This window comes from Novosphingobium aeonii, assembly GCF_052279045.1.
Taxonomy (GTDB): Bacteria; Pseudomonadota; Alphaproteobacteria; order Sphingomonadales; family Sphingomonadaceae; genus Novosphingobium.
This window is the reverse complement of the sequence record NZ_CP176832.1, coordinates 2,280,234-2,302,340: the sequence shown is the minus strand read 5'-3', so window position 1 is coordinate 2,302,340 and position 22,107 is coordinate 2,280,234. Positions and strand designations below refer to the sequence as shown.

General features: G+C 64.1%; 20 protein-coding genes and 1 pseudogene. 10 read left to right on the top strand and 11 right to left on the bottom strand.

The window, feature by feature from the left end; translation table 11 throughout:
* Window positions 1-23: 23 nt before the first annotated feature.
* Window positions 24-665: a TetR/AcrR family transcriptional regulator gene (locus tag ACLIMP_RS11240; protein ID WP_165913198.1), complete on the bottom strand. Its 642-nt coding sequence runs from the start codon at window positions 663-665 to the stop codon at window positions 24-26.
* A gap of 392 nt (window positions 666-1,057) precedes the next feature.
* On the opposite strand from ACLIMP_RS11240, the gene ACLIMP_RS11235 reads away from it, so the two are divergent.
* The 3 genes and pseudogenes from ACLIMP_RS11235 to ACLIMP_RS11225 form a co-directional block, all read left to right on the top strand.
* Complete coding sequence (locus ACLIMP_RS11235) at window positions 1,058-1,366, top strand: Dabb family protein (protein WP_185997398.1); 309 nt, start codon at window positions 1,058-1,060, stop codon at window positions 1,364-1,366.
* Between the two features lies 1 nt (window position 1,367).
* Entirely contained in the window at window positions 1,368-2,321 is a 954-nt protein-coding gene (locus ACLIMP_RS11230; protein WP_324695143.1) for a 3-keto-disaccharide hydrolase, read from the top strand.
* A gap of 2 nt (window positions 2,322-2,323) precedes the next feature.
* A pseudogene (locus ACLIMP_RS11225) lies at window positions 2,324-4,072 on the top strand (glycoside hydrolase family 9 protein); the annotation flags it as partial.
* Between the two features lie 1,181 nt (window positions 4,073-5,253).
* Here ACLIMP_RS11225 and ACLIMP_RS11220 read toward each other — a convergent pair.
* Window positions 5,254-5,394 (bottom strand): DUF2568 domain-containing protein, encoded by a 141-nt coding sequence (locus ACLIMP_RS11220; protein WP_443477849.1) that lies wholly within the window; start codon window positions 5,392-5,394, stop codon window positions 5,254-5,256.
* Between the two features lie 331 nt (window positions 5,395-5,725).
* Here ACLIMP_RS11220 and ACLIMP_RS11215 point away from each other — a divergent pair, with 331 nt between their 5' ends.
* The 4 genes from ACLIMP_RS11215 (at window position 5,726) to ACLIMP_RS11200 (ending at window position 9,046) form a co-directional block, all read left to right on the top strand.
* Window positions 5,726-6,724 carry a rod shape-determining protein gene (locus ACLIMP_RS11215; protein ID WP_185997400.1) on the top strand — a complete coding sequence of 333 codons (999 nt, stop codon included), beginning with the start codon at window positions 5,726-5,728 and terminating at the stop codon, window positions 6,722-6,724.
* 133 nt (window positions 6,725-6,857) lie between these two features.
* A complete protein-coding gene (locus ACLIMP_RS11210; protein WP_185997401.1) occupies window positions 6,858-7,943 on the top strand; it encodes an alpha/beta hydrolase in 1,086 nt (361 codons plus the stop codon).
* 150 nt (window positions 7,944-8,093) lie between these two features.
* Window positions 8,094-8,510: a carboxymuconolactone decarboxylase family protein gene (locus ACLIMP_RS11205; protein WP_324695132.1), complete on the top strand. Its 417-nt coding sequence runs from the start codon at window positions 8,094-8,096 to the stop codon at window positions 8,508-8,510.
* 11 nt (window positions 8,511-8,521) lie between these two features.
* The gene (locus ACLIMP_RS11200; protein WP_324695130.1) at window positions 8,522-9,046 is read left to right on the top strand and encodes a (R)-mandelonitrile lyase; all 525 of its coding nucleotides are present in this window, start codon (window positions 8,522-8,524) and stop codon (window positions 9,044-9,046) included.
* Here the strand turns inward: ACLIMP_RS11200 and ACLIMP_RS11195 are convergent.
* The 8 genes from ACLIMP_RS11195 to rsgA all read right to left on the bottom strand — a co-directional run bounded on the left by ACLIMP_RS11195 (window position 9,024) and on the right by rsgA (window position 17,652).
* On the bottom strand, window positions 9,024-10,187 hold the full coding sequence (locus ACLIMP_RS11195; RefSeq protein WP_324695128.1) for a VWA domain-containing protein: 1,164 nt from the start codon (window positions 10,185-10,187) through the stop codon (window positions 9,024-9,026). The two genes, ACLIMP_RS11200 and ACLIMP_RS11195, sit on opposite strands and share 23 nt — an antisense overlap.
* Window positions 10,184-12,412: a DUF5682 family protein gene (locus ACLIMP_RS11190; RefSeq protein ID WP_443477848.1), complete on the bottom strand. Its 2,229-nt coding sequence runs from the start codon at window positions 12,410-12,412 to the stop codon at window positions 10,184-10,186. The genes ACLIMP_RS11195 and ACLIMP_RS11190 overlap by 4 nt, the downstream gene beginning before the upstream one ends.
* A gap of 4 nt (window positions 12,413-12,416) precedes the next feature.
* Entirely contained in the window at window positions 12,417-13,496 is a 1,080-nt protein-coding gene (locus tag ACLIMP_RS11185; protein ID WP_324695124.1) for an ATP-binding protein, read from the bottom strand.
* Window positions 13,493-14,917 carry a DUF5691 domain-containing protein gene (locus tag ACLIMP_RS11180; RefSeq protein ID WP_324695123.1) on the bottom strand — a complete coding sequence of 475 codons (1,425 nt, stop codon included), beginning with the start codon at window positions 14,915-14,917 and terminating at the stop codon, window positions 13,493-13,495. The genes ACLIMP_RS11185 and ACLIMP_RS11180 overlap by 4 nt, the downstream gene beginning before the upstream one ends.
* Window positions 14,910-15,164, bottom strand: coding sequence for a hypothetical protein (locus ACLIMP_RS11175; protein WP_443477847.1), 255 nt, complete (start codon window positions 15,162-15,164; stop codon window positions 14,910-14,912). Before ACLIMP_RS11175 ends, ACLIMP_RS11180 begins: the two co-directional genes overlap by 8 nt.
* A gap of 23 nt (window positions 15,165-15,187) precedes the next feature.
* Window positions 15,188-16,324: an SWIM zinc finger family protein gene (locus ACLIMP_RS11170; protein WP_443477846.1), complete on the bottom strand. Its 1,137-nt coding sequence runs from the start codon at window positions 16,322-16,324 to the stop codon at window positions 15,188-15,190.
* Window positions 16,325-16,457: 133 nt separating this feature from the next.
* Complete coding sequence (locus ACLIMP_RS11165) at window positions 16,458-16,613, bottom strand: hypothetical protein (RefSeq protein ID WP_165913197.1); 156 nt, start codon at window positions 16,611-16,613, stop codon at window positions 16,458-16,460.
* Window positions 16,614-16,617: 4 nt separating this feature from the next.
* The gene (gene rsgA / locus ACLIMP_RS11160) at window positions 16,618-17,652 is read right to left on the bottom strand and encodes a ribosome small subunit-dependent GTPase A (protein ID WP_185997408.1); all 1,035 of its coding nucleotides are present in this window, start codon (window positions 17,650-17,652) and stop codon (window positions 16,618-16,620) included.
* Window positions 17,653-18,110: 458 nt separating this feature from the next.
* On the opposite strand from rsgA, the gene ACLIMP_RS11155 reads away from it, so the two are divergent.
* On the top strand, window positions 18,111-18,425 hold the full coding sequence (locus ACLIMP_RS11155; protein WP_054438941.1) for a DUF6481 family protein: 315 nt from the start codon (window positions 18,111-18,113) through the stop codon (window positions 18,423-18,425).
* Window positions 18,426-18,486: 61 nt separating this feature from the next.
* Entirely contained in the window at window positions 18,487-19,209 is a 723-nt protein-coding gene (locus ACLIMP_RS11150) for a spermine/spermidine synthase domain-containing protein (protein ID WP_420719839.1), read from the top strand.
* Between the two features lie 115 nt (window positions 19,210-19,324).
* Here the strand turns inward: ACLIMP_RS11150 and acs are convergent, their stop codons facing one another.
* On the bottom strand, window positions 19,325-21,274 hold the full coding sequence (gene acs / locus ACLIMP_RS11145) for an acetate--CoA ligase (protein ID WP_324695118.1): 1,950 nt from the start codon (window positions 21,272-21,274) through the stop codon (window positions 19,325-19,327).
* A gap of 258 nt (window positions 21,275-21,532) precedes the next feature.
* Between acs and ACLIMP_RS11140 the strand changes: the two genes are divergently transcribed.
* Window positions 21,533-22,045, top strand: a complete 513-nt coding sequence (locus ACLIMP_RS11140; protein WP_054438939.1) for a GNAT family N-acetyltransferase — start codon at window positions 21,533-21,535, stop codon at window positions 22,043-22,045.
* Window positions 22,046-22,107 lie beyond the last annotated feature (62 nt).

Here is a 22,107-nt window from a genome sequence, read left to right as displayed (position 1 = left end):
TTCTGCGTTTTGAGTGGTGAACTTTAGACGCTTCTCTGCGAAATCTCAGCCAATGCCATCCACCCGTCGACAATGAAATGAGTCAAAAGCCCGACTAAGTGGGCTGCTTCGTCGGGGTGCAATTGTCCGTCCGCAGTCGGCCGATCTCGCTCGATCACTATCCGCAGCGCTGCCAGGATCATTTCAAAGCCGGCGTCTTGTGACGTCGCATCCATCTCAGGGAAAAGTCGAGCAAGCTCGAGGCGGAATCTGTTGCCGTTTGGATAGATGAATTCTTCCAGCAAACCGCGAGAGGCACTGGCAGGGTCATGTGCCTCCTTGACCATGATCGCGACGAAGTGCCTGCCGCGCGGATCACTAAGCATCCGGGCGGGGCCATCAAAAAAAGCCCGCACTACGGCCCGAAGTTGCTCCTTTTGCGGCGCATCAGAAGCAGGCTGCTTCTCCAAGAGTAAAGTGCCTGCATCCACTTGGCTGATCCAATTCTCCCAAATTTCACGGTAGAGCGTCTCTTTCGTACCGAAGTGATACGGCAGTTGTCCCAGGTGAACACCTGCGGCTCCAGCAATTGCTCGCATTGATACGCCCGCAAATCCCAGTTTTGCGAACAGGGGTTCTGCAGCTTGGAGGATCCGCTGCCGGGTCGAAAGTTCGGGATTTGCCATCAGTCCTCCCATGGCTGCTGGCGCCCCTGCCATCAATGCCACCACTCGAATTATGATTTGTACGGCCGTACAAATGTCAATATGCAGACCCTGTCAACGAGAGATCAACGGGTCGTGATTCGTCACATCACCGAACAAATCCTTGCTGTTTGGGAGAGATTTTATGGGGCATCGCGAGGACTGCGTGTCTCGGCTGATCGGGCCGCAAGCTATCGTCGGCGCGGCTACCTACAGCCCCCGCAGGTGACGACCCACAAGAAAAGACTGGCGCTTGGGTCGGAAGCCCGCCGGCCCATTCGCGAATGGTACGAATGCTTTGTCGATTACCCGAGCGTGCACCGACAAGGTCAAATTACCGATCAGTTCCGCCGCTCCGAAACCGAGGGAAGCCGATGTACATTCACATCTTTTTGTTTCGCTGGAAGCCTGATGCGACAGCCGATGACTGCTCGCGTGCGACCCACGCAATCGAAGGTTTCCGCGGCGAGATTCCCGGGCTGCTCGAAGTTGCAGTTGGACCGAACGTTGCAGTCAACCACGGGGGCTACGGTTTTGGCGGATATATGAAGTTTGCGAACGCAGCGGCTTGCGCAGCGTATGCAGACCATCCTCTCCACGTAGCGCTTCTCGAATGGCTGTTGCCGCTGATCGAGGCTGTGGAACTCGACCTCAATCCCAGCAAGTTCGAAGGAACACCTTGAGATGAGCACCAGATTGGCGGTCGCGATGGCCGGACTAAGCGTTGCCGCGGCAGGAGTGACCCAGACCATCCTGGCTGCTCCCCCGCCGGCCGCTGATCTTCCACCGATTCAGATTATTCCAGGCACTCCGCCATTCAAAATCCAAAAGCTGGCGCTGGCCGAAGTTCCGCGACCGAGCGGAAAAGCGGAATCGCTCTTTAACGGCCGCGATCTCAGCGCATTCACGCCGTGGCTCGGCAAGCCAGGGGGCGGCATGATCTTTCCCGGTGCCCCGGAGCAACCGCTGGGAAGGACCGGTATCGGCGACATATTCCGTGTTGTCCGGGTAGACGGGGCTCCCGCGATCTATGTCTCCGGTCGTACATGGGGGGCACTCAATACGCGGCGAGCCTACTCGAAGTACCATCTCAGCCTGTCTTATAAATTCGGCAGGCAATGGTCGCCCGAGACACCGCCGAACAGCGGCGTGTTGTATCATAGCTTTGGCAAGGAGGGCGCCATACTGGGTGCTTTGGCTAGCTCGGTTGAGTTCGAGATTTCCCCACCCAGGACAGGCATGGTCATGCCGGTCGGGCTAGGTGTCCGCATGGATGTGACAATCGGTGAAGGTTCTGAAAAAGGGTCGATGGGCGGACCCGACTATCGTTTCCTAGCCGGGGGCAGGCTTGCCACCATCCGTATGCCGACCCAGGTCCGGCAGGCAACCGATGCCGAGCATCCACTCGGGCAGTGGAACCGGCTCGATCTATATGTCGCCGGCGAGAACTCTGTCCACGTCATCAACGGCGAACCGGTGATGGCATTGTCCAATCTCAAGGCCATCGGAGACGACGGTAAAGCGCGGCCGCTCACCAGCGGAATGATCCAGCTCCAGTCCGAAGGCACCGAAATCTATTTCCGCGACATTCGGATCGAACCGATCACGACCGTTCCGCAGATTGTTGTTAGGAATTGAACATGAAGGTAACGCAAGCCGCGCCTCGGTTCGATGTAACCCGCAGAGGACTTCTCAAATCTACTTCGACGCTGGCCGTCATTAGTTTGATGCCGGGCCAACTGGCCGCCGCGGGCATAGGCCGTGGAACTTCCACTCCAGCGATGTGGCAAGGGCGCTGGCCGATCCGTCCTTTGCTCAAGGCGGACCTGTCAAAGCTTCTGGACGAGAAAGGTCGCGCCAAGCCTGTCCATGAGCGCAGGCTGATCGATGACATGGAGTCTGACAATGGCTGGGTAGCATCTGCGGCGGTCTCGCTAAGCTACACCAGCGAACGGGCGCGATCCGGTAGCCGTTCGCTTCGGTTCAGCACGTTGCTACGTAACGAGGACTACATTCGGGCGGCGCGCCGTCCCAACGGCACGTTCCATGGTGAGGGTGTGCTCTTTGAAGGGCAGCCATTCGCAGCTTTCGCACGACGCACCTTCAAGGAGCCACAGGACTGGAGCGCGTTCAATCGCATTTCCATGTGGGCTTACGTCCACCCGACTACTAATCCGGTCAATGTGATATCGCTGCAGTTCACCTGTGAAGGCGCCCCAGCAGGCCCACTCGATCCGGTTGCAGTGCACTATATTGGCGACCTGAAACCGGGTGAGTGGAATCATTTGGTGTGGGAAATTCCCGAGCAGCACCGCGATCGCGTTTCCGAGTTTATGATTTTCCAAACGCTTTCCGGTGTCAGCATCGGCGGAGCAGACACGCGTATCACTTATGATTTTGATGAGCTGGCAGTCGAGAGGATCGATGCTGAGCAGCCTAAGGGCTGGGCCATTGCCCCTGGAACCATCGCCTTCAGCCACGTCGGCTATCAACCTGCCGGACCAAAGATCGCCATCGCACACGAGGGCTCCCACTCGTTTCAGATTGTTGAAGCTGATAGCAACCAGGTAGTGGCGACCTTGGACGCCGCCCCGGTCATTAACTCGCGCGGCTCCTATCGTAAGCTGGACTTCACCTCATTCAGTAAGCCTGGGCGTTATCGGCTGCGGCATGGCTCGACCAACAGCGATCCCTTCCTGATTTCCGACGACGCCTGGGAGCCAGTGATCGAAGCCACGCTCAACGCCTTTTACGGGTTGAGGTGCGGCTTCCCTGTGCCAGGTGTCCAGGATGCGTGCCATCGGGACGTCTTTGCGCTCTACAAAGGAGAAAAGCGCAGCGTCGAAGGCGGATGGCATGATGCCGCAAACCTGACCCAGAGCCCCTATCGAACCCACCTCTCGATCTACGCGCTGCTTGATTTGCACGATGCGTTGAAACTGCGCGGGAAGTCGGCGCTGGCCGAGCGCGCATTGGAAGAAGCTCTCTGGGGCTTGGACTGGTCGGTTCGTACCCGCTTCGCTCCGGCTCAGCGCGCGCTCTACAACCATGTGTCCTACTGGACCGACAGCAAGGTCGGCACCGCAGACGATGTCATTCAGGACGACGAGCGCAGTTCAGTTGGCCGGGATGATTTCCAGAACATCCTCGGTGTTCTTGCTGGTGCACGCTCTGTGCGAACTTTGCGGACGCGGGATGCCAAGCTTGCATCGAATGTGCTCAAGGCTGCGCGCGAGGACTTCGCTCTCGTTGCGGCGGCAATCCAACCTCCGAAGGATGCTCCTCCGCTCGAGATCAACCAGCCGAGTTGGCGGGACTTTATCGGCTATGCGACGCTGGCTGCCGTCGAAATGTACCGCGCAACGGGCGAGCGGCAATATGCAACCGAAGCGGCTCGCTTTGCCAAATGGCTCGTGGCCATCCAGGAACGCACCTTTATCGACGGCATTGGCATAACCGGCTATTTTTACGAAGACGCTGGAAGGACACGCATAGTCCACGAATACCACAACAGCTTCGAGGATTGCGGTCTTCTCGCGTTCTCGGCGCTGTGTGATGCGCTGCCCGATCACCCTGACTGGATGGACTGGTACGCGGGGTTGGCAATCTACGCCGATCATTTCTGTGTGACCGGCTCAGAGGCATCGGGTCCATTCAACATCATTCCAGCGGCGGTCTGGCGCAAGTCTGACCTAGACGCTCCGCAACCTCTTGATCGGACGGGCATGATGCTAGCGCAAAAGCCCAGCGCTGTGTTCCCCACACCGCCCATGCCGGACGTGATCCGCCGCCAAATGCAACAGCAGTACGATGCTGGAACCTCGCTCGGACCCAATCATACCTTGCGCATCTTCCCGCTCTGGTACGATCACGTTCGTAAGGGATCGAGTACGGTTCATATGAGCAAGACCATCGGTCTCGGTGCAGCGGCCGCGACGCTCCAACGAGCCGACCTCTCCGACTTGGCAGCGCGTCAGGTTCAGTGGGTCCTCGGCGCAAACCCATTTTCCCGCTCGCTTCTGTACGGCGTAGGCAACGCGTTTTGGCAGAATTTCACAGTGGCACTGCCAAACTTCGTTGGTGGCATGTCGCTCGGGTTCAATTCCTATGAGGAAGACGCGCCCGCCTGGGGTAACAATGCGGTGTTCCCGTACAAGGAGATGTGGGTTTACTCGAGCTGTCGCATGGCGATGAATTTTTCCCGCGTGGGAATTGGCGCTCGGCTGAAGGGAACAGCACCACAGGGAGCCGAGTTCCGGAACTCGCGAACAAAGAAGACGACTCGGGTGCGTCCGGGCAAGTTTGATCTGCAACTCGATGCCGGTCGTTACGATGTCCGATATGGCTCCATCGAAAGGCAACTTGCCGTCGCCGACGCCTCTTCTGTGGTTCTGTCGCTCGATCCACTGCGCACTGCAATCCTTTCGGCAACTTCGCGCCTAACTGAGGGCGGACGGCACCAAATCGATCTGACAGTTTCCGGTGCGGGTACACATGAACTGACGGTCCGGACGTGGAACGCTGCAGTGAGCGGTCCCAAGCAGGTCATCGCAACACAAACGGCAAAAACCTATCCGATTTCACTTGAAATCACTGATCCGTCAAAACCGTGGATCGTCGCGTTTGGTACAGCGAATGAACCCCACAATATTATGACGATCAGCGGTAAGTAAACTTGGAATATTATACCAATTCCTGTTTCTGGATACAATTACTTGTTACGCCAACGTTGCGCAAGATCGATGCGCAACGTTGGCGGGGCTGGCCTGCCTTATCTGGCAAAAGCCGGCAGCACGAAAAGGCTGAAAAGAACCAGGACGATCGTGGCTGCAGAGAGAATGCCGATCAACGAATGGGCTGATACTTTACCGCGCGGCGGTTGCCGTTGAAGAGGCCCCCGTAACGGCTGAAGCCGATGGGACGAAGGCGTCCGTGCATCGGGCAGCAGGCCCATAGAAAGCTGGTCCGTCCAATGAGAAACGCCCGAAAACGTCCGGAGAGTTGTTGAAGACAACGATCCAGCGGGCTGCTAGAGGGCAGCCATGGCTTCAATTTTTTCCTTGAAAAAGCCGGAAATCGCGATTGATTTCGGCACTGCGAATGTTCGCGTGGTTCATCGCTCCGATGGCATTTTGTTCGATGAACCTTCGCTTTGCTGCTTCACTGGTCCTTCGGGTGCCGAGCGACTTCTTGCAGCCGGACAAAGCGCGCGGGCGATGGTGGATCGCACGCCAAGCCACATGCGGATCAAGCGTCCGCTTCGTCGCGGAGTCCTGCAGGACATCGATGCGGCCACGCACATGCTCAGCTATGCGCTGCGCAGCGCGATGGGACGCACGCGGCTGGGCCGGACGCGCGTCCTGATCGGGGTGCCTTCGGATGCCACTCAGGCGGAGCGGGCAGCGCTTCTTACCGCGGCAAGCGACGCTGGCCTGGCCTCGGTCCGGCTTGTCCCCGAACCGCTGGCCGCCGCGATCGGTGCCGAATTGCCCATCGAGCGTCCCTCCGGAACCATGATCGTCGAATGCGGCGCCGGTACCAGCGAAGTGGCGATAATATCGCTTGGCGGCATCTGCGGGACGCGATCGGTACGTGTCGGCGGTGCATCACTGGCCCGTGCCATCGCCGACGATCTGCACCTGCGGCACAAGTTGCTCGTCGGCGATCTCACCGCGGAACGCGTGATGGAGGAGTACAGCAACCACGCGCAAAACGGCGATCGTTCCGTACCGATCGAGGTCAAGGGACGCAGCCTTCGCACTCAGATGCCGGCTATCCTGTCGCTCTCCTGCGCAGAACTCGATCTTGTCGCGGAGAAGCATTTCCGCGTGATTATCGAAGCCGTACGTCAACTGCTCAGCGAAACTCCGCCGGAACTCAGCCATGACATTCTGGCGGACGGCATCGTGCTGACCGGCGGAGGCGCGCTTTCGCCCTTGCTCGGCTCGCTCATGTCAAAGGAAACCGGCCTTTCGGTGCGGACGGCAGCCGATGCGTGCGGATGCGTGGTGCGAGGACTGCAGGCGATGCTGTTGCATTGAGCCTCGAAGAGAGAGGCCACGGTACGGAAGGCAAGCCATTGATTAGCAGCGCTTACTACTACATGCGCATTTAGCCATCTAATCATGGAATTTTCCTGGCGCTACCTTCTCCCGGAAAACAGGAGAAAACGCCATGTCGCGACGCGCGATCACATCTGCAGCGATGCCGCTCCTGTTGGCGTTGTTCGCCGTGTCCGCGCAGGCCGCGCCCTCCCCCCTCGTCATCAGCGAACAAGGCAGTTTCGCGGTCGGTGGAACGATACACACCGAACCCGGCACCTTCGCCAACAACGCTCCGACGGCAGCGGGCCAAAGTCTCCACGCAGACCATCTCTATGCGTTCTATCAGGTGCCTGAAAAGCCGAGGCGGCTGCCTGTCGTGATGCTTCACGGTGCCTATCAGTCGGGGCGGAGCTGGGAAACCACGCCGGATGGCCGCGAAGGTTTCCAGACGATTTTCCTGCGCCGCCACTTCACGACATATGTCGTGGACCAGCCGCGCAGGGGGCGAGCCGGCAACAGCAGCGTGGCGGCGGCGATAGAGCCCGCGCCCAACGACCAGCTCTTTTTCGATCAGTTCCGCCTGGGGGCCTGGCCGGAATTCTTCGGCGGCGTGCAGTTCGATCGCCGGCCGGAGACGCTGGAGCAGTTCTTCCGTTCCGTCACGCCGAACACCGGCCCTTACGATGCCAGGGTCATTTCGAGCGCCATGACCGCGCTGCTCGAAAAGACCGGGCCTGCAATCCTCTTCACGCATTCGCAGGGCGGCGAGCCCGGGTGGCTGACCGCCATGGCAAGCCCGAATGTAAAGGCCGTGGTGGCATTCGAGCCGGGCAGCGGGTTCGTCTTTCCGAAGGGGGAGGCGCCGCCGGAAATGCCCAGTGCCGCCGGGACATTGAAACCGGTGGAAATAGCGCCTGCGGACTTCGCCCTGCTCACCCGCATTCCCATCGCGATCTTCTACGGCGACAATATCCCCGCCGATCCGACCGCGGAGCGCGGAAAGGATAACTGGCGGGTCCGATTGGCCATGGCGAGACTGTGGGTGGACTGCGTCAACCGGCATGGCGGCGATGCCCGTCTCATCCATCTGCCCGACCTCGGCATTCGCGGGAACACGCACTTCATGATGTCCGACCTGAACAACCTCCAGATCGCGGACGAGGTATCGAAGTTCCTTGCCGAAAAGGGGCTCGATCAGTCGGAGCACCCGGAATGACCGGTTCCATCCTCCATCGCAGCCCACCGCTCGTCCTCACCTCCACGAAGCTGCATTGGCACAACTTGCCCCGCTCTTTTCCCGCAGCGCTGAGCGGCTGAGCCGAGCGCTGACGCCGCGATCCCCGACACTGAAAAAGGAGCCGCCCGAGTGAGCAAGAAGACCCGAAACCTGTTTTTCGCCGCGATGGTGCTGCTTGCCGGAAGCGCTTCGACGATGGCCGGGGCCCAGACCGCTCCCGAACCGGACGACAAGCCGCCATCGCGGGCGCAGCAATTGATGGGCGATGTTGCCCCCAAGCTCGCCGAACTCACCGACGAAGTGCTGCTGGGCGACGTGTGGGAACGTCCCGGCCTCGCCAAACGCGATCGCAGCCTCATCACCGTCGCCGCGCTGATCGCGCTCAACCGGCCTGAGCAGCTTCGCTCCCACATGCGGCTTGCCCGGCAGAACGGCGTGACCGAAGCCGAACTGGTGGAAACGATTACGCAGCTTGCGTTCTACGCGGGCTGGCCAAACGCCATCGCCGCCGTCGGCATCGCTCGCGAGGTCTTTCATTCAAAATGAGGTATCTTGGGATGAGCAATCGGGCGGGCCGCACGATCGCGGCACTGGGAATGGCCTGCCTGTCCGTCACCGCTCTGGCGCAAGAACCCGAAAAAGCCGAACGGCGGGGCGTTTCGGTCATCCGGGCGGGAACTGGTCCTGCGGCAAAAGGGCCGGCACAGAACTTCACGGGGACGGTCCGCGTGGAAGGTCGCTTTCAGCGTGAAGCGCCGGCGCGGGTGGGCGGAGCAACCGTGACCTTCGAACCGGGCGCGCACACGGCGTGGCATAGGCATCCGCTGGGACAGACGCTGGTCGTCACGCGCGGCCGTGGCCTCGTCCAGGAATGGGGGAGCCCCGCGCAGGCGTTCGTGCCCGGGGACGTCGTCTGGATACCGCCCCAGACCAAGCACTGGCACGGCGCGGCCCCGGATGACGGCATGACCCATGTCGCCATTGCCGAAGTTCAGGATGGCAGCTCCGTCACGTGGATGGAGCCGGTCAGCGAAGAACAATACCGCGAAGCGGCGGCCGTCATTCCGCGCGGACCGTCTTGATATCCTGATCGGCGGCCCAGCCGTTTATGTCCTCCCGGCGCAGCGCGGCCGCCATGAGGCCGGGAAACTGGTCGGGCGTACATGCAAAGACCGGGATGCCAAGCGCCGCCACCCGTGCGGACAGGGCGGGATCGTAGGACGGGCGGCCACTGTCGGTCAGCGCGAGCAGGACGATGACATTGACGCCCGACAGCACCAGTGCGGCCAGACGGTCAACCAGCGCTTCCGCGTTCCCGCCTTCGTAAAGGTCGGTAATCAGGATCAGGTGAGACTTGGAGGGACGTTCGATCCGGTCCTCGCAATAGGCCACGGCGCGGTTGATGTCGGTGCCGCCGCCGAGCTGGATTCCGAACAGCACTTCCACCGGATCGGCCAGTTCCCCGGTCAGGTCGACGATTGCCGTGTCGAAGCAGACCAGCCGGGTGGTCACCACCGGCAGCGAGGCCATCACCGCCGCGAAGATCGAGGCATAGACCACCGAACTTGCCATCGAGCCGGACTGGTCGACGCAGAGCACGACCTCATCCAGATCCACGATCCGTCGCTGCTGGCGCATGAAGCCGATCAGCCGTTCCGGAACGACGGTCCGATGCTCCGGCTGATAATGGCTGAGGTTTGCGCGAATGGTGCGCGGCCAGTCGATATCCGAGAAGCGCGGGCGGCTGGTGCGGCGAGACCGGTCCAGCGCGCCGCGAATGGCCTCTGCAGTGCGCCGCTCCAGCCGTTCCATCAGTTCCGCAACGACCTTGCCGATGACGACACGGGCGGTTTCCCTGGTCTTTTCCGGCATCACGCCGCGCAGCGCCACCAGATCGGCGACGAGGTTCACGTCCGCCTCGACCGTGGCGAGAAATTCGGGTTCGAGCAGCATCTGGCGCAGGCCCTTGCGCTCGAACGCGTCCTTCTGGATCACCTGCACGACGGAGCCGGGAAAGAACTCGCGGATGTCGCCCAGCCATTTGGCGACGCGCGGAGCCGATCCGCCAAGCCCGCCGCGTCCCTTCATCTCAGTGCCATCGCCATAGAGCGCGGACAGCGCCCGGGACATCCGCCGGTCGCCGTCGGACAGCGCCGCAGTACCCTCCTCGGCTTCGGTTCCCAGCGCCAGCGTCCATCGGCGGTCGCGCTCCATGTCGCTCATCGCGGTGCTCCTGCGTTCATGAGGCCCAGGACGCGGGCTTCATGCGCGGGCCAGATCGCGTCGGCGCCGGGCAGCAGCCGATAGCCGCGCGCATTCGATGCGCCGCGGCCCAGCGCCGCATCCATGAGCCGCCGCCGCGCGCTGCGGTCAAGGCTGGAAAAGACGCGGCGAAACAGTGGCAGGTTGGTGATGAACGTCTCTTCGTCAAGCCCGGTAAGCCAACCGTCTACGGCATCGCGCAGGGGCGCATCATGGACCAGTCGCTCACCCATGCCCGCAAGGAAACCTTCGAAGAAACCCGCCGCCTGCGGAACCGGTGTCCCCGGCGACAGCATCCGGCCTAGCAGCGTGGCCGCTTCTTCCGCGGTGAGCAGATCGGCCTCGTAGAGCAGGCGCGCGGCGGCACCGGCAATGAGGCGCGTCGCCCGGTCATCGCCGATCAACCTGCGAAGCGCATCGTGCCAGGTTCCGGCGATCGCGCCGCCGAGCTGGGCAAGCTGGATGGCCGCTTCGGCCGCGAGGATGGCATCGCGCAGGGCGGCCGCCGGCTCGGCATCGAGATCGCGCGCCGCGTAGGGCAGCGCCAGGGCCGCCTGGACGACCATGCGCGGCATGAGATCGGCAAGATGCCCAGCCATGCCGCTGCGCGCTTCGCCGTAGCGCAAAATGTCGGCCATGGCGGGCAGCGCGGCCAGCAAGGCAAGACAGTCGCTGGTGAGCGCCGCCTTCGTTTCGAGCAGCCCGGTGCCGAACTCCGCTGCAGCGGGCAGACCGGCGATCATCGCGCTGCGAACCAGCCCGGCTAGCGCGGCGAGATCGGGTTCGGCGCGTATCGCATCGGTCAGACGCCCGGTCGCCGCCTCCGCGATCGTCGAGCCGTGGACGAGGTTCTCCACCAGCCGCACGGCAAATTCCGGTTCCCAGCACAGCAGCCAGTTCTCCCGGAAGGTGCCCCTGCTCCGCCCGGCATCGGCCGCCCTGCCCCACGGCACGTCCAGCGCCGCCAGCCGGTGAAGCAGGGTCGAGCGGGCAAGCCCGCTCTCGCTGCGCAGGTCCAGCGTCAGCGCGCGCTCCAGCGCTTCGGGCTTGAGCCGCGCCGCCTTCTGCTGGCGCTGCAGATCTTCCAGCAGGGGAGCCAGCGGGGTGTCGGCCGGGATCGTGCCCACACCTGACCCCACCAGCAGTTCCGCCGCGATATCGTCCCACACCGCCCGCTCGCCGTTGCACAGGCAGGCGACGGCTGCATCGCGCAATTCCTCGAAGCCGGGATGCGGCCGCGCCCGCATTGCCGCAAGCGCATGGCCCAGCCGCTGCGCCTCGATCACCGAGGCGGTGGAGACGAAATGGCCGCGTTCGCGCATGATGCGGGCGATGCGGGCCAGCCAGATCGCATCCCGGTCGGAGGCATCGCGGGTGTTCCAGAGATGCGCGCACCAGCCCGGCGCCACCACACCGGCGCCATAACCGCTCGCCCGGGCGAGACGCGGTTCCGTCCACGGTGCCCAGGTTGCCCGCATCCTGACTTTCGCACGCCCCTTCAGCAAGGCACGGTCAGCGGTGAGGCTGTGCCGCGCGGCGAGTGCGGGCACGTGCCAGGCCCCGCATATGACCGCAACCGGTCCCTCGCTCTCCTTTGCGGCCCGCGCGATCTCGATCCGCATGTGCGCCTCCCGTGCCGCTTCACGCGCGGGGATAGCGCCCGCTTCGCTGCGCAGCGCGGTCATCGCGTCGGCCACCGCATCGAACACTGGCCCCGATGAAGGCGTTTCCTCGATCACGTCCGACCACCAGCTTTCGCCGTCATAGTAACCCGCCGCGGCGGCCAGCACGCCGATGGGATCGTGGCTGATCGGATCGTCACCCGCACAGGCGGCCGCTTCCTGCCCGGCGCTGCCAGCGTGTTTGCCGAGACGGTCAGACGCGGGCAGGTCGATGAAACGCAGCCCCGCGCCCCGCGCCATTGCCCAGCGCGCCGCCTGATACTCCGGCGAATAATCCGCGAAGGGGAAGAAGCTGGCCTCCGAGGGATTGTCCTCGGCATACGTCAGCAGCGCGACCGGCGTTTCCATTGCCGGGTCGGCCAGCATCGGCAGCAGGTGGGAGGCATCGGACGGTCCCTCGATCAGCACGGTAGCCGGCTGGAGCAGGTCGAGCGCCTCCACCAGCCGGCGCGCGGAGCCGGGGCCATGGTGGCGGATGCCGAACAGCGATACCTCTGCCGCCATGGGCTCAGATCATCTCGGTGAGTGAGGCGTAATAGCTCTCGAAGCCGCGCCGCTTCTTGAGCACCGTTTCCAGGTATTCGCCCAGCACCGCCCTGTCCTGCACCGGGTCCTTCACCACGGCGCCGATCATGTTGGCCGCCAGCGTTTCCGGCGTCAGCCTGCCGTCGTTGAAGAAGGTCGCCTGACTGATCCCGCCGACCATCACGCCGATGGCCTCTGCCGTGGAGAGCCCGCCCGACGGCGATTTGAGCGCGACCTTGCCGTCCTCCGTCGATCCGGAGCGCAGTTCGCGGAAGATCGAAACGACCCGCGCCACTTCCTCGGCAACGTTCCGGGGGGCGGGCAGATCGAGGCTCTGCGCCATTTCGCCCACGCGCTTGACGATGATCGCCACTTCCTCGTCCGCACTGTCCGGCAGCGGCAGGACCACGACGTTGAATCGCCGCTTCAGCGCGGAAGACAGCTCGTTCACGCCCTTGTCCCGGTTGTTGGCCGTGGCAATGATATTGAACCCCCGCTGCGCATAGACGGCGCTGTTGAGTTCGGGGATCGGCATCATCTTTTCCGAGAGCACGGTGATGAGCGTGTCCTGCACGTCGCTGCCCATGCGGGTCAGTTCCTCCAGACGGCAGAGCTTGCCCGCTTCCATGGCCCGCATCATCGGCGTGGGTACCAGGGCTTCGCGGCTCGGCCCGTGCGCGAGCAACTGGGCGTAGTTCCAGCCATAGCGCACCTGGTTCTCGTCCGTCCCGGCAGTGCACTGGATCACCATCGTGGAATCGCCGGTGATCGCGGCGGCGAGATGTTCCGAGACCCAGCTCTTGGCCGTACCCGGCACACCCAGCAGCAGCAGCGCACGGTCGGTGGCGAGCGTGGCCACCGCCGTCTCGATCAGCCGCCGGTTGCCGACGTACTTGGGGGTGATGACGGTTCCGTCCGCCGTGGTTCCCCCCATGAGGTAAGTGACCACGCGCTGCGGGGATAGTGCCCAGCCGGGAGGGCGACGATCGCTGTCGCCCGCCGCCAGTGCGGCGAGTTCGCCGGCATGGATGGTCTCCGCCGGGAGACGCAGAATCTCGCTCATGGTATCGCTCCTCTATCGTCCAGTGCGGCGTTCAATCTCAGCATGTCGAGACGCGGATCGGATGCGAGCATCCCCGCCGCCGCCAGATGTTCCAGTGCCTGCGCGGCTGCCGCGCGCGAGGCCACAAGGCCCAGCGCGAGCAGTTCGGCCGCGTGATCGCCGGGCCGCGCGCCATCCTCGCCGAGCTTTTTCCGCAAGGCGGCGCCGGCAGGCGTGGCGATGACATTCTCCATGCTGCCATCGCCGCCCATGATGCCGAGCGCCTGCGCGAAGCTGGCGCCCGCACCGCGCAGCGCCTGCATCGCGGCGGCGCGGCGCTGCCCGGGCGCGAGACGCGGGACCAGCGGGCCGAACCGGAACGGATCAAGGGCATCGCTGCCCGTAAGCGCCTCGGCAAGCAGCGCGACGATGCTATCGGAAGCAGAGCGCGCAGCCATCTCCGCCAGGGCACGGTCGGCCATGGCATCGCCGTTCCACGGCCAGGCAGCGATCAACCGTTCCGGTTCAAGGTCCAGAGCCTGAGCGAAAGCGGCGAAGGAGAGCGCCTCCATCAAGGTGTTTCGGCGATTGCGCTGGGCGGGCGTCTTGAGCGCTTGCGGCACGACAACGCGCCCACGCCGGAGCAGGCCCCTGGCCTGCACGGAAAAGAAACCGGCAAGCTCCGCCGCATCCTCGCCGCCCCGGACCCCATGGCCGAGCCGCGCCAGCAGCGAAGCGGCAAGAGCCTTGACGCGGGGCGCTCGATCCCCGCCCAGCCCTTCGAGAAACGGGATATCGGCCTCCGACAGGCCGCAGTCGAGCAGTTCCAGCAGCCTCACACGCAGGTCTGCGGTTTCGCCGCCGATCTTCGCGGACAGCAGGGCCACCGCGCGCTCCGGCTCTTTCCCTCGCAGCACGGCGAATGCCGCCCGCCGCACGGCGGGCTGCCACAGGCTCCAGTTCTCGGCCGTCAGGCCCTCGCCGTCCGCTTCCGCCCGATGGGACGATGTAGCCCGCTCCGCCGAGGCGGCCCAGTCCTGCCACGGTGCGTAGATGTCCGGCACATCGTCATTCGCGCCGGGCAGCCAGTCTCCGGGATGGAGCGTCCAGCCGCGAGAGTTCAGGAATGCAAGAAAGGCCCGGAGATAGCCCGGCTCGCGAACCTGCTGCAGCAGGCGGCGTGCGCGTGGACGCAGGTTCTCCGCAAGCGGCGGGTCCGTCAGCCGGGGCAGATCGGCCAGCATGCGGACTTCACCTGTCGGTTCGGCAAGCGTGAGCACGCCGAGAAACTGGCCGGACAGCGCCAGCAGCCGCAGTTCCGCCTCCTGCGCTTCATCTCCCATCGGTCCGCGCCACGCGGCAGGAGCAGCGTCAACCGCGCTGCCGCCCATCGTCCAGCGCGTCAGCACCGACCCCAGTGCGCCGGGAATCCCGTCAACCATGGCCGATGCGCCCCCACGGCGTGTGCGCGGCGAGCAGTTCGATCCGCCCGCCCGACCAGAGCACGGCGGCCTGCGTCAGCTCGGTTCCGGCGATGACCCCGCTGACCTCGCCGGCCAGCGGAAGCGCCGCGCCCCCGTCGCTCGGCTGCCACCATGGCAGGTCGGCACTGTCGAAACCGATGCGCCCCCGGCCAAGCAAGATCGGCCGCTCGATCGCCCAGGGTTCCTCCAGGAAGGGCGCCGTCAACACGTCTTCCAGCGCCGCCGAGGTCACCGGCCATCGGAGGGGCGGGTCATCGGTGGGCGCAGTGCCCCGCTGCACCAGCACGGCGCGCAAGGGATGACGCGCAAGGGATGACGCGCCGGATAGAACGCCAGTTCGCCCTCGAACTGTTCGCCCGGCGTGAAAACCGATCCGCGGCGCCCGGTGCCGGCGGGGAAGAAATCGAGCAGCATCGCAAAGCGCGGTCCGCTCTCGCCAAGGTTCAACAGCCAGCCGGTTTGGGACACCAGCCCGTCGCGCCGCGTGCGCACACGCTCGCCCAGCACTTCCCAGGTGGAAGAGACGCGAAGGGCCGCGCCGTCCGCCAGCAGCGCCTCGCGGGCTTCGGCGGCGGCAACGGCGCGGCGGATCTCGGGATCGGTGGGCGAGGCGCGGTAGGCGCGGTAGGCGCGGGACAGCATGACGAGCCGCGCCAGCTCCACCGTGGCTCCGCGAATGCGGTCTCCCGCCGGCAAGGCAAGGACACGGGCCGGAAGTTCATCGACATGACCGGCAAGTGCCGCTGCCTTGCCGTCTACAAGGCGGGCGCCGATGCGGCGGCACCGCGAGGTCGCATCCTCGATGAAACCGCCGAGGCCGAGGCGAAGCTGGTCGCTCACCCATTGCTCCAGCGCGCCGAGTGCATCGAGGATCGCCTGGTGCGTATCCTCGGCGCGTTTCGCCGAAGCGGCCTCGCGCCGGGCCGCTGCCTTGGGGTCTTCAGCCGCCGCAGGTTCCGCGCGGCGCGCCGCCGCAAGATCCTTTTCCGCAGCGGGCGCGCTTTCGGCAGGCGGGCGGGCGGAAGTGCCGGAAGGCCGGCGACGTCCCAGCCAGTCGCTCACCCAATCCGGCGTTTCGCCGCCGGGGAAAGGAACCACTGCCTCTGCCCGGAGCCAGAGCAGCGCGAGCACATGCTTGCAGGGAAACTTGCGCGAGGGACAGGTACATTTGTTCCCGAGATCGCGCAGATCGGCCATGACGCGGTAGGGATTGGCGCCCGAGCCCGCGCACTCGCCCCAGATCAGGGCTGCATCGTGACTGGCGCCCACGCCCGACCATTTTCCCGGCCGGGCCAGCCCGGCGGCCGCCTTGAGCGATGCCTGGTCGGCGGCGAGCTTTTCCACCGCCTGCAACTCGATCGCCACGCTACCCCCGAATCTACCCCATCAGGATGATAGGCCGCGGCGATGAAACCTCAACGACATTGATAGGGAACGGTAAAAGGCAATGCCCGGCCCCGGCCCGACCCCATCAGGCCAAGCCGGGGGCACGGCTGTTTCAGTCCGCCTTCCTGGCCTTGTGCTCAGCGAGGAGCTTGTCGAGTTCGTCGATCCGGAGCCGCTCGGGCGTGCCCTTGGCAAGGCCCTTCAGGCGGCATTCGGCCCACAGGCTCCGGCGCTCGGATTCGAGGGCCTTGAGGTAGAGATCTGCCATTGTTTCATTTCCTCTTTCGGGGATTTTTCGGACCCGACCGGCGTCCCGCCGTCCTGGCGGTGCCTTCGGTGTCCTCGATGATGAGCTTGCGCCAGCGTTCAAGCCGTTCGGGCGTCAGCGATCCCTGCCGCAGCGCGGCCTGCACCGCACATCCCGGCTCCGAACCGTGGCTGCAATTGGTAAAGCGGCATTCCAGCGTGAGGGCGACGATATCGTCGAACACTTCGGCAATGCCGAAAGCGGCATCAGGCAACTGGAACTCCCGCATGCCGGGAGTGTCCACCAGGCAGCCGCCCTTGATCGGGCCGTCCAGCCGGTGCAACTGCCGCACGGTGGTGGTGTGCCGGCCCTTGCCGTCGATCTCGCGGATGGACTGGGTGGCGATGCTCTTCGACCCGCGCAGGGTATTGACCATGGTGGACTTGCCCACGCCCGACGATCCGAGCAAGGCAACGGTCTTGCCCTTGCCGCAGTACGGCGCGAGGTTCGACACGCTCTGCGGATCGCGGCCGTTGACCATCTCGACCTCCAGCCCCGGCTGCAAGGCGCGCGCGGCTTCGAGGAAGCGTTCCGGATCTTCCGCAAGATCGATCTTCGTCAGCACGATCACCGGCTTCACGCCCACGTCCCGCGCAAGCACGAGATAGCGTTCGAGGCGCGCGATATTGAAATCCTGGTTGCACGACGTGACGATGAACAGCGTATCGACATTGGCTGCAATGAGCTGAATCCGCCGCTGGTCCAGCGGAGCCTTGCGCTTGAACAGGTTCATCCGTTCAAGCAGGCGCAGCGGCTCTCGCGTTTCGCGGTTTACCATCAGCCAGTCGCCAACGGTGGGGCGATCCTCCGGCCCCTTCGAATGCGGAAGAGTGGAAGAGATCATTCCTTCCTGGCCGACCCCCGCGATCTCGATCATGCCCCGGTGCACCGCCATCACCCGCACGACGCACGCTTCGCCCTGTTCTTCACCGGGGACAAGCTGGCTGCTGAAGAAGGCATTCCAGCCGAGGTCTTCGAGAATGGCGTCAGAGGCTTCCATGAACTCGGCAGGGACTTTCTTTGATCCGGGTCCAGGTTTTCGTCCTGGCCCGGGCAATGCCGGCGCGGCATCGTGGAACCGCGGGAGCGGCTTTGCAGGTCGCATACAGATTGTTGCGCCGTGGGAACACCATTACCTTTGCGGCGCCTGTCCGGCCGGTACGGCGGGAGGGCCATTCCTGCACGAAGCAACAGTCCGTGACAGAAAGCGCATGTCTTGATAATGGGCGATTCCACTGATGTCGCCCTTTGAAGGATAATGGCTGGGTGCGACGTGCACCTCACCTGTCCTCAAGACGCTGCAAGCAGGGCCTGCGCCGCGTTGGACCAGGCCCGTCAACAAAAGATCAGGGACGATGTCCATGATCGTCCGGAACCATCCCGTTCTTCAACACCTCCAAGGATGATGATCCCATCACATCCGCAGCCGGTGGCGACGACGCAATTAGGTAGAATACAATGGCAGCATACAAGGAGCCGGGCGTGGCAGCCCGGCAGAACGCCGCGGCTGAGGCGCGGGCCAAGGCGCTCGCAGCGCTGAAGGCGAAGGCTCCGATCGATCCGGCCGTCCAGGCGGAACGCGTGGCGAAGGCTGAAGCGCGCGAGCTGGCCCTTGCGGAAAAGCGCAAGGCGGCCAAGGAAAAGCGCGAGCGTGACCTTGCAGCCAAGGCGGAACAGGCCGCAGCAGCCGCGCCCAAGCCCGAGCCTACCGAGGAAGAGCGCAAGGCGGCGCGTGACGCCCGCTACGCCGCGCGCAAGGCACGCGGGAAGTAATTCTGCACCCTCACCCCCAGTCCGCAATCGTCCATTCCGCGACCGATGCCGGGATCAGGAGTTGAACGCTCCTGTTTCCGACCTTCTGCCCGGCGACGAGCTCATCGATATAGCGCACGTTCCGAACGGCGACCGTTTACGGCTCGTGCGCAACGGTGACGATTTTGTCATTCTGCTCGACAAGCACGAGCTCATGAGTACCGATCTCTTTTCGTCGGAAGAGGCACTTGCCACGATGACCTGCGAGCGGCTCGGCACCCGTGCCGACCTGCAGATGCTCATCGGCGGCTATGGCATGGGCTTCACCTTGCGCGCCGCCCTCGAAACCCTGGCGTCCGACGCTCAGGTCATCGTGGCGGAGATCGTGCCCGAGATCATAAAATGGGCGCGCGGACCGATGCGGGCCTTCACGGCCGGCTGCCTGGACGACGCCCGGGTCCAGCTCGTGCAGGACGACGTCGCGATACTGATAAATGCGGCGGATAGCGCCTATGACGCGATCCTGCTCGATGTCGACAACGGTCCCGAAGGGCTCACCCGCCGGGTGAACGACTGGCTCTATTCGCGAATGGGCCTCAGGGCCGCCATGACGGCGCTGAAGCCACAAGGTATCCTGGCGATCTGGTCGGCAACGCCGGACGCCGAGTTTTCGGCGCTGCTCGCCGCGATGGGTTTCGAAGTGACGGTCGTCTCCGTCGAAGCCTGCATCGGCGAAGCGCCCGGCCAGGAGGCACCCGGCGACGAACCGCTGGAGCACGTCATCCTGTTTGCGCAGAAGCCGTGATCAGTCCGGCCGCAGGCCGGGCGAAAGCCTGATCGAACAGACCGTTTGCAAAAGGGGCGGGAGGCGAATCTTTCATATTCGCCTCCCGCCCCTTTTCGCTGCGGTCCTGGGATCTTCAGGCCGCCGCTGGCTGGGGCCGGTTGGCGATCAGGTTGTCGACCACCGAAGGATCGGCGAGCGTCGAGGTATCGCCGAGGTTCGAAAAGTCGTTCTCGCCGATCTTGCGCAGGATGCGGCGCATGATCTTGCCCGAACGCGTCTTGGGCAGGCCCGGCGCGAACTGGATCACGTCAGGCGTGGCGATCGGCCCGATTTCATGGCGGACCCACTTGATGAGTTCGCGGCGCAGGGCCTCGTCCGGCTCGACTTCGGCATTGCAGGTGACGAAGGCGTAGATCCCCTGCCCCTTGATCTCGTGCGGCATGCCCACCACCGCCGCCTCGGCCACCGCCGGATGCGCGACCAGCGCCGATTCGATCTCGGCGGTGCCCATCCGGTGGCCCGATACGTTGATGACGTCGTCGATCCGCCCGGTGATCCAGAAGTACCCGTCCTCGTCCCGGCGGCAGCCGTCGCCGGTGAAGTAGGTGCCGGGGAAAGTGCTGAAATAGGTCTGGAAGAAACGCTCGTGATCGCCCCAGACCGTGCGCATCTGGCCGGGCCAGCTATCCGCGATGACCAGGCAGCCGTCGGCCGCTCCTTCCAGGACGGTGCCGTCGTTGTCCAGCAGCACGGGCTTCACGCCGAAGAACGGCTTGCTGGCCGAACCCGGCTTGAGCGCGGTGGCGCCGGGCAGCGGGGTTATCATGGCCCCGCCCGTCTCGGTCTGCCACCAGGTGTCGACGATCGGGCAGCGGCCCTCGCCCACGACCTCGTGATACCAGGACCAGGCTTCGGGATTGATCGGCTCGCCCACCGAACCGAGCAGGCGCAGGCTCTTGCGGCTGGTCTTCTTCACGAATTCGTCCCCCTCGCGCATCAGCGCGCGCAGGGCCGTGGGAGCACCGTAGAATATCTCGACCCCGAACTTGTCGACCACCTGCCAGAACCGGCTGGCGTCGGGGAAGTTGGGAACGCCTTCGAACATCACCGTGGTCGCGCCGTTCATCAGCGGCCCGTAGACGACATAGGAATGCCCCGTGACCCAGCCGATGTCGGCCGCGCACCAGTAGATCTGGCCGGGTCGGTAATCGAAGACGTATTCATGCGTCATCGAAGCCCAGACGGCGTAACCGCCGGTGGTATGGAGCACACCCTTGGGCTTGCCGGTGGAGCCGGAGGTATAGAGGATGAACAGCGGGTCTTCGGCGCCCATCTCCTCTGGCGGGCAATCGGCGGACTGCCCGGCCGCGGCGGAAGCCCAGTCGATGTCGCGCCCTTCGACCATCGGCACTTCGGCGCCGGTATGCGCCAGCACGATGACGCTGTCGACACCGGGACACGCCTTCAGCGCCTCATCGACATTGGCCTTGAGCGCAACCTTCTTGCCCCCGCGCAGCCCTTCGTCGCTGGTGAGAACGATGCGGCTGTCACAATCCTGGATGCGCCCCGCCAGCGCATCCGGAGAGAAGCCGGCAAAGACGATCGAGTGGATCGCACCGATGCGCGCACAGGCCAGCATGGCGACGGCTGCCTCCGGCACCATCGGCAGATAGATGGTGACGCGCTCGCCCTTCTTGACGCCGCGTGCCTTGAGCAGGTTGGCGAAACGGCAAACGGATTCGTGAAGCTCGCCGTATGTGATGCGGCGCTCGGGATTCTTCGGATCGTCCGGCTCCCAGAGGATCGCTATGTCGTTCTCTCGTGCCTCTAGGTGTCGATCAAGGCAGTTCGCCGAGAGATTGAGCGTGCCGTCCGGGAACCATGAAATGCCGAAGTCCGCCTCGTTGAAGCTGGTCTGCTTCACCACCTCGAAAGGCTTGATCCAGTCCACCCGCTGCGCTTCTTCCCGCCAGAAACCCTCGGGATCCTCGATGGAACGGGCGTACATCTGCTGATAGCGCGCCTCATCGATCAGGGCGTTCTCGGCCCATTCGGCGGGCACTGGATAGATGGCCTCGGCCATGACTTCCTACTCCTCTCGCCAGGCACTGCCCGGCAAACGACTTTCTAGGCCAGCTTCGCGAGCGGCCGGTTCCTCCCTACATTAACCGATGAATCGCCAAGCGCTACCTGTCTTGCAACGACTTGTCCCACTAGCGGGACATAACCGACAGGTCGTGTTAGCCTTGGCCGCAGGCGACGGCGTTCGATGATCCCGATCAATGCCGGATCATGGTACAAGCGCCTAAGGAACCGACACAATTCCAGTGGAGTTCGACCCATGTCCCTCAATGACGCCATCACGCTGCCAACCCGTTCCGGGATCGTGCTCGACGTCCGCCCGGCCACCCAGAACGATGCCGAGGCTCTGGCGGAATTCTTCGAACGGGTAACCGATGACGACCGGCGGTTCCGCTTCTTCGCCGCCGCCGACAGGGTCAGCCCGCAGCAGATCGCACCCATCGTCAAAGCGGACCATTACCGTACCGAATCGTGGCTGGGATTCTCTGAAGACGGCGGGATCATCGCCTCGGGCGTGCTCGCCTTCGACGACAACAGCGATTCCGCCGAAGTAGCGATTTCAGTGCGAGCGGATCACAAGGGCAAGGGCGTCGGCTGGGCCATGCTCGACTTCCTCGGCAAACAGGCCGATGCCCGCGGCTGCAAGCGCATCATCGCCATCGAAAGCCGCGAAAACAGCGCTGCCATCGAGGTGGAACGTGACAAGGGTTTCATCCCCGAACCCTTCATCGGCGATCCCACTCTGGTCATACTCTCCAAGAACTTCGGCTGAGCGCGATCCTCCGCTACCGAACCAAAGAGAAAGGGCGGGCCCGCAAGGACCCGCCCTTCTCA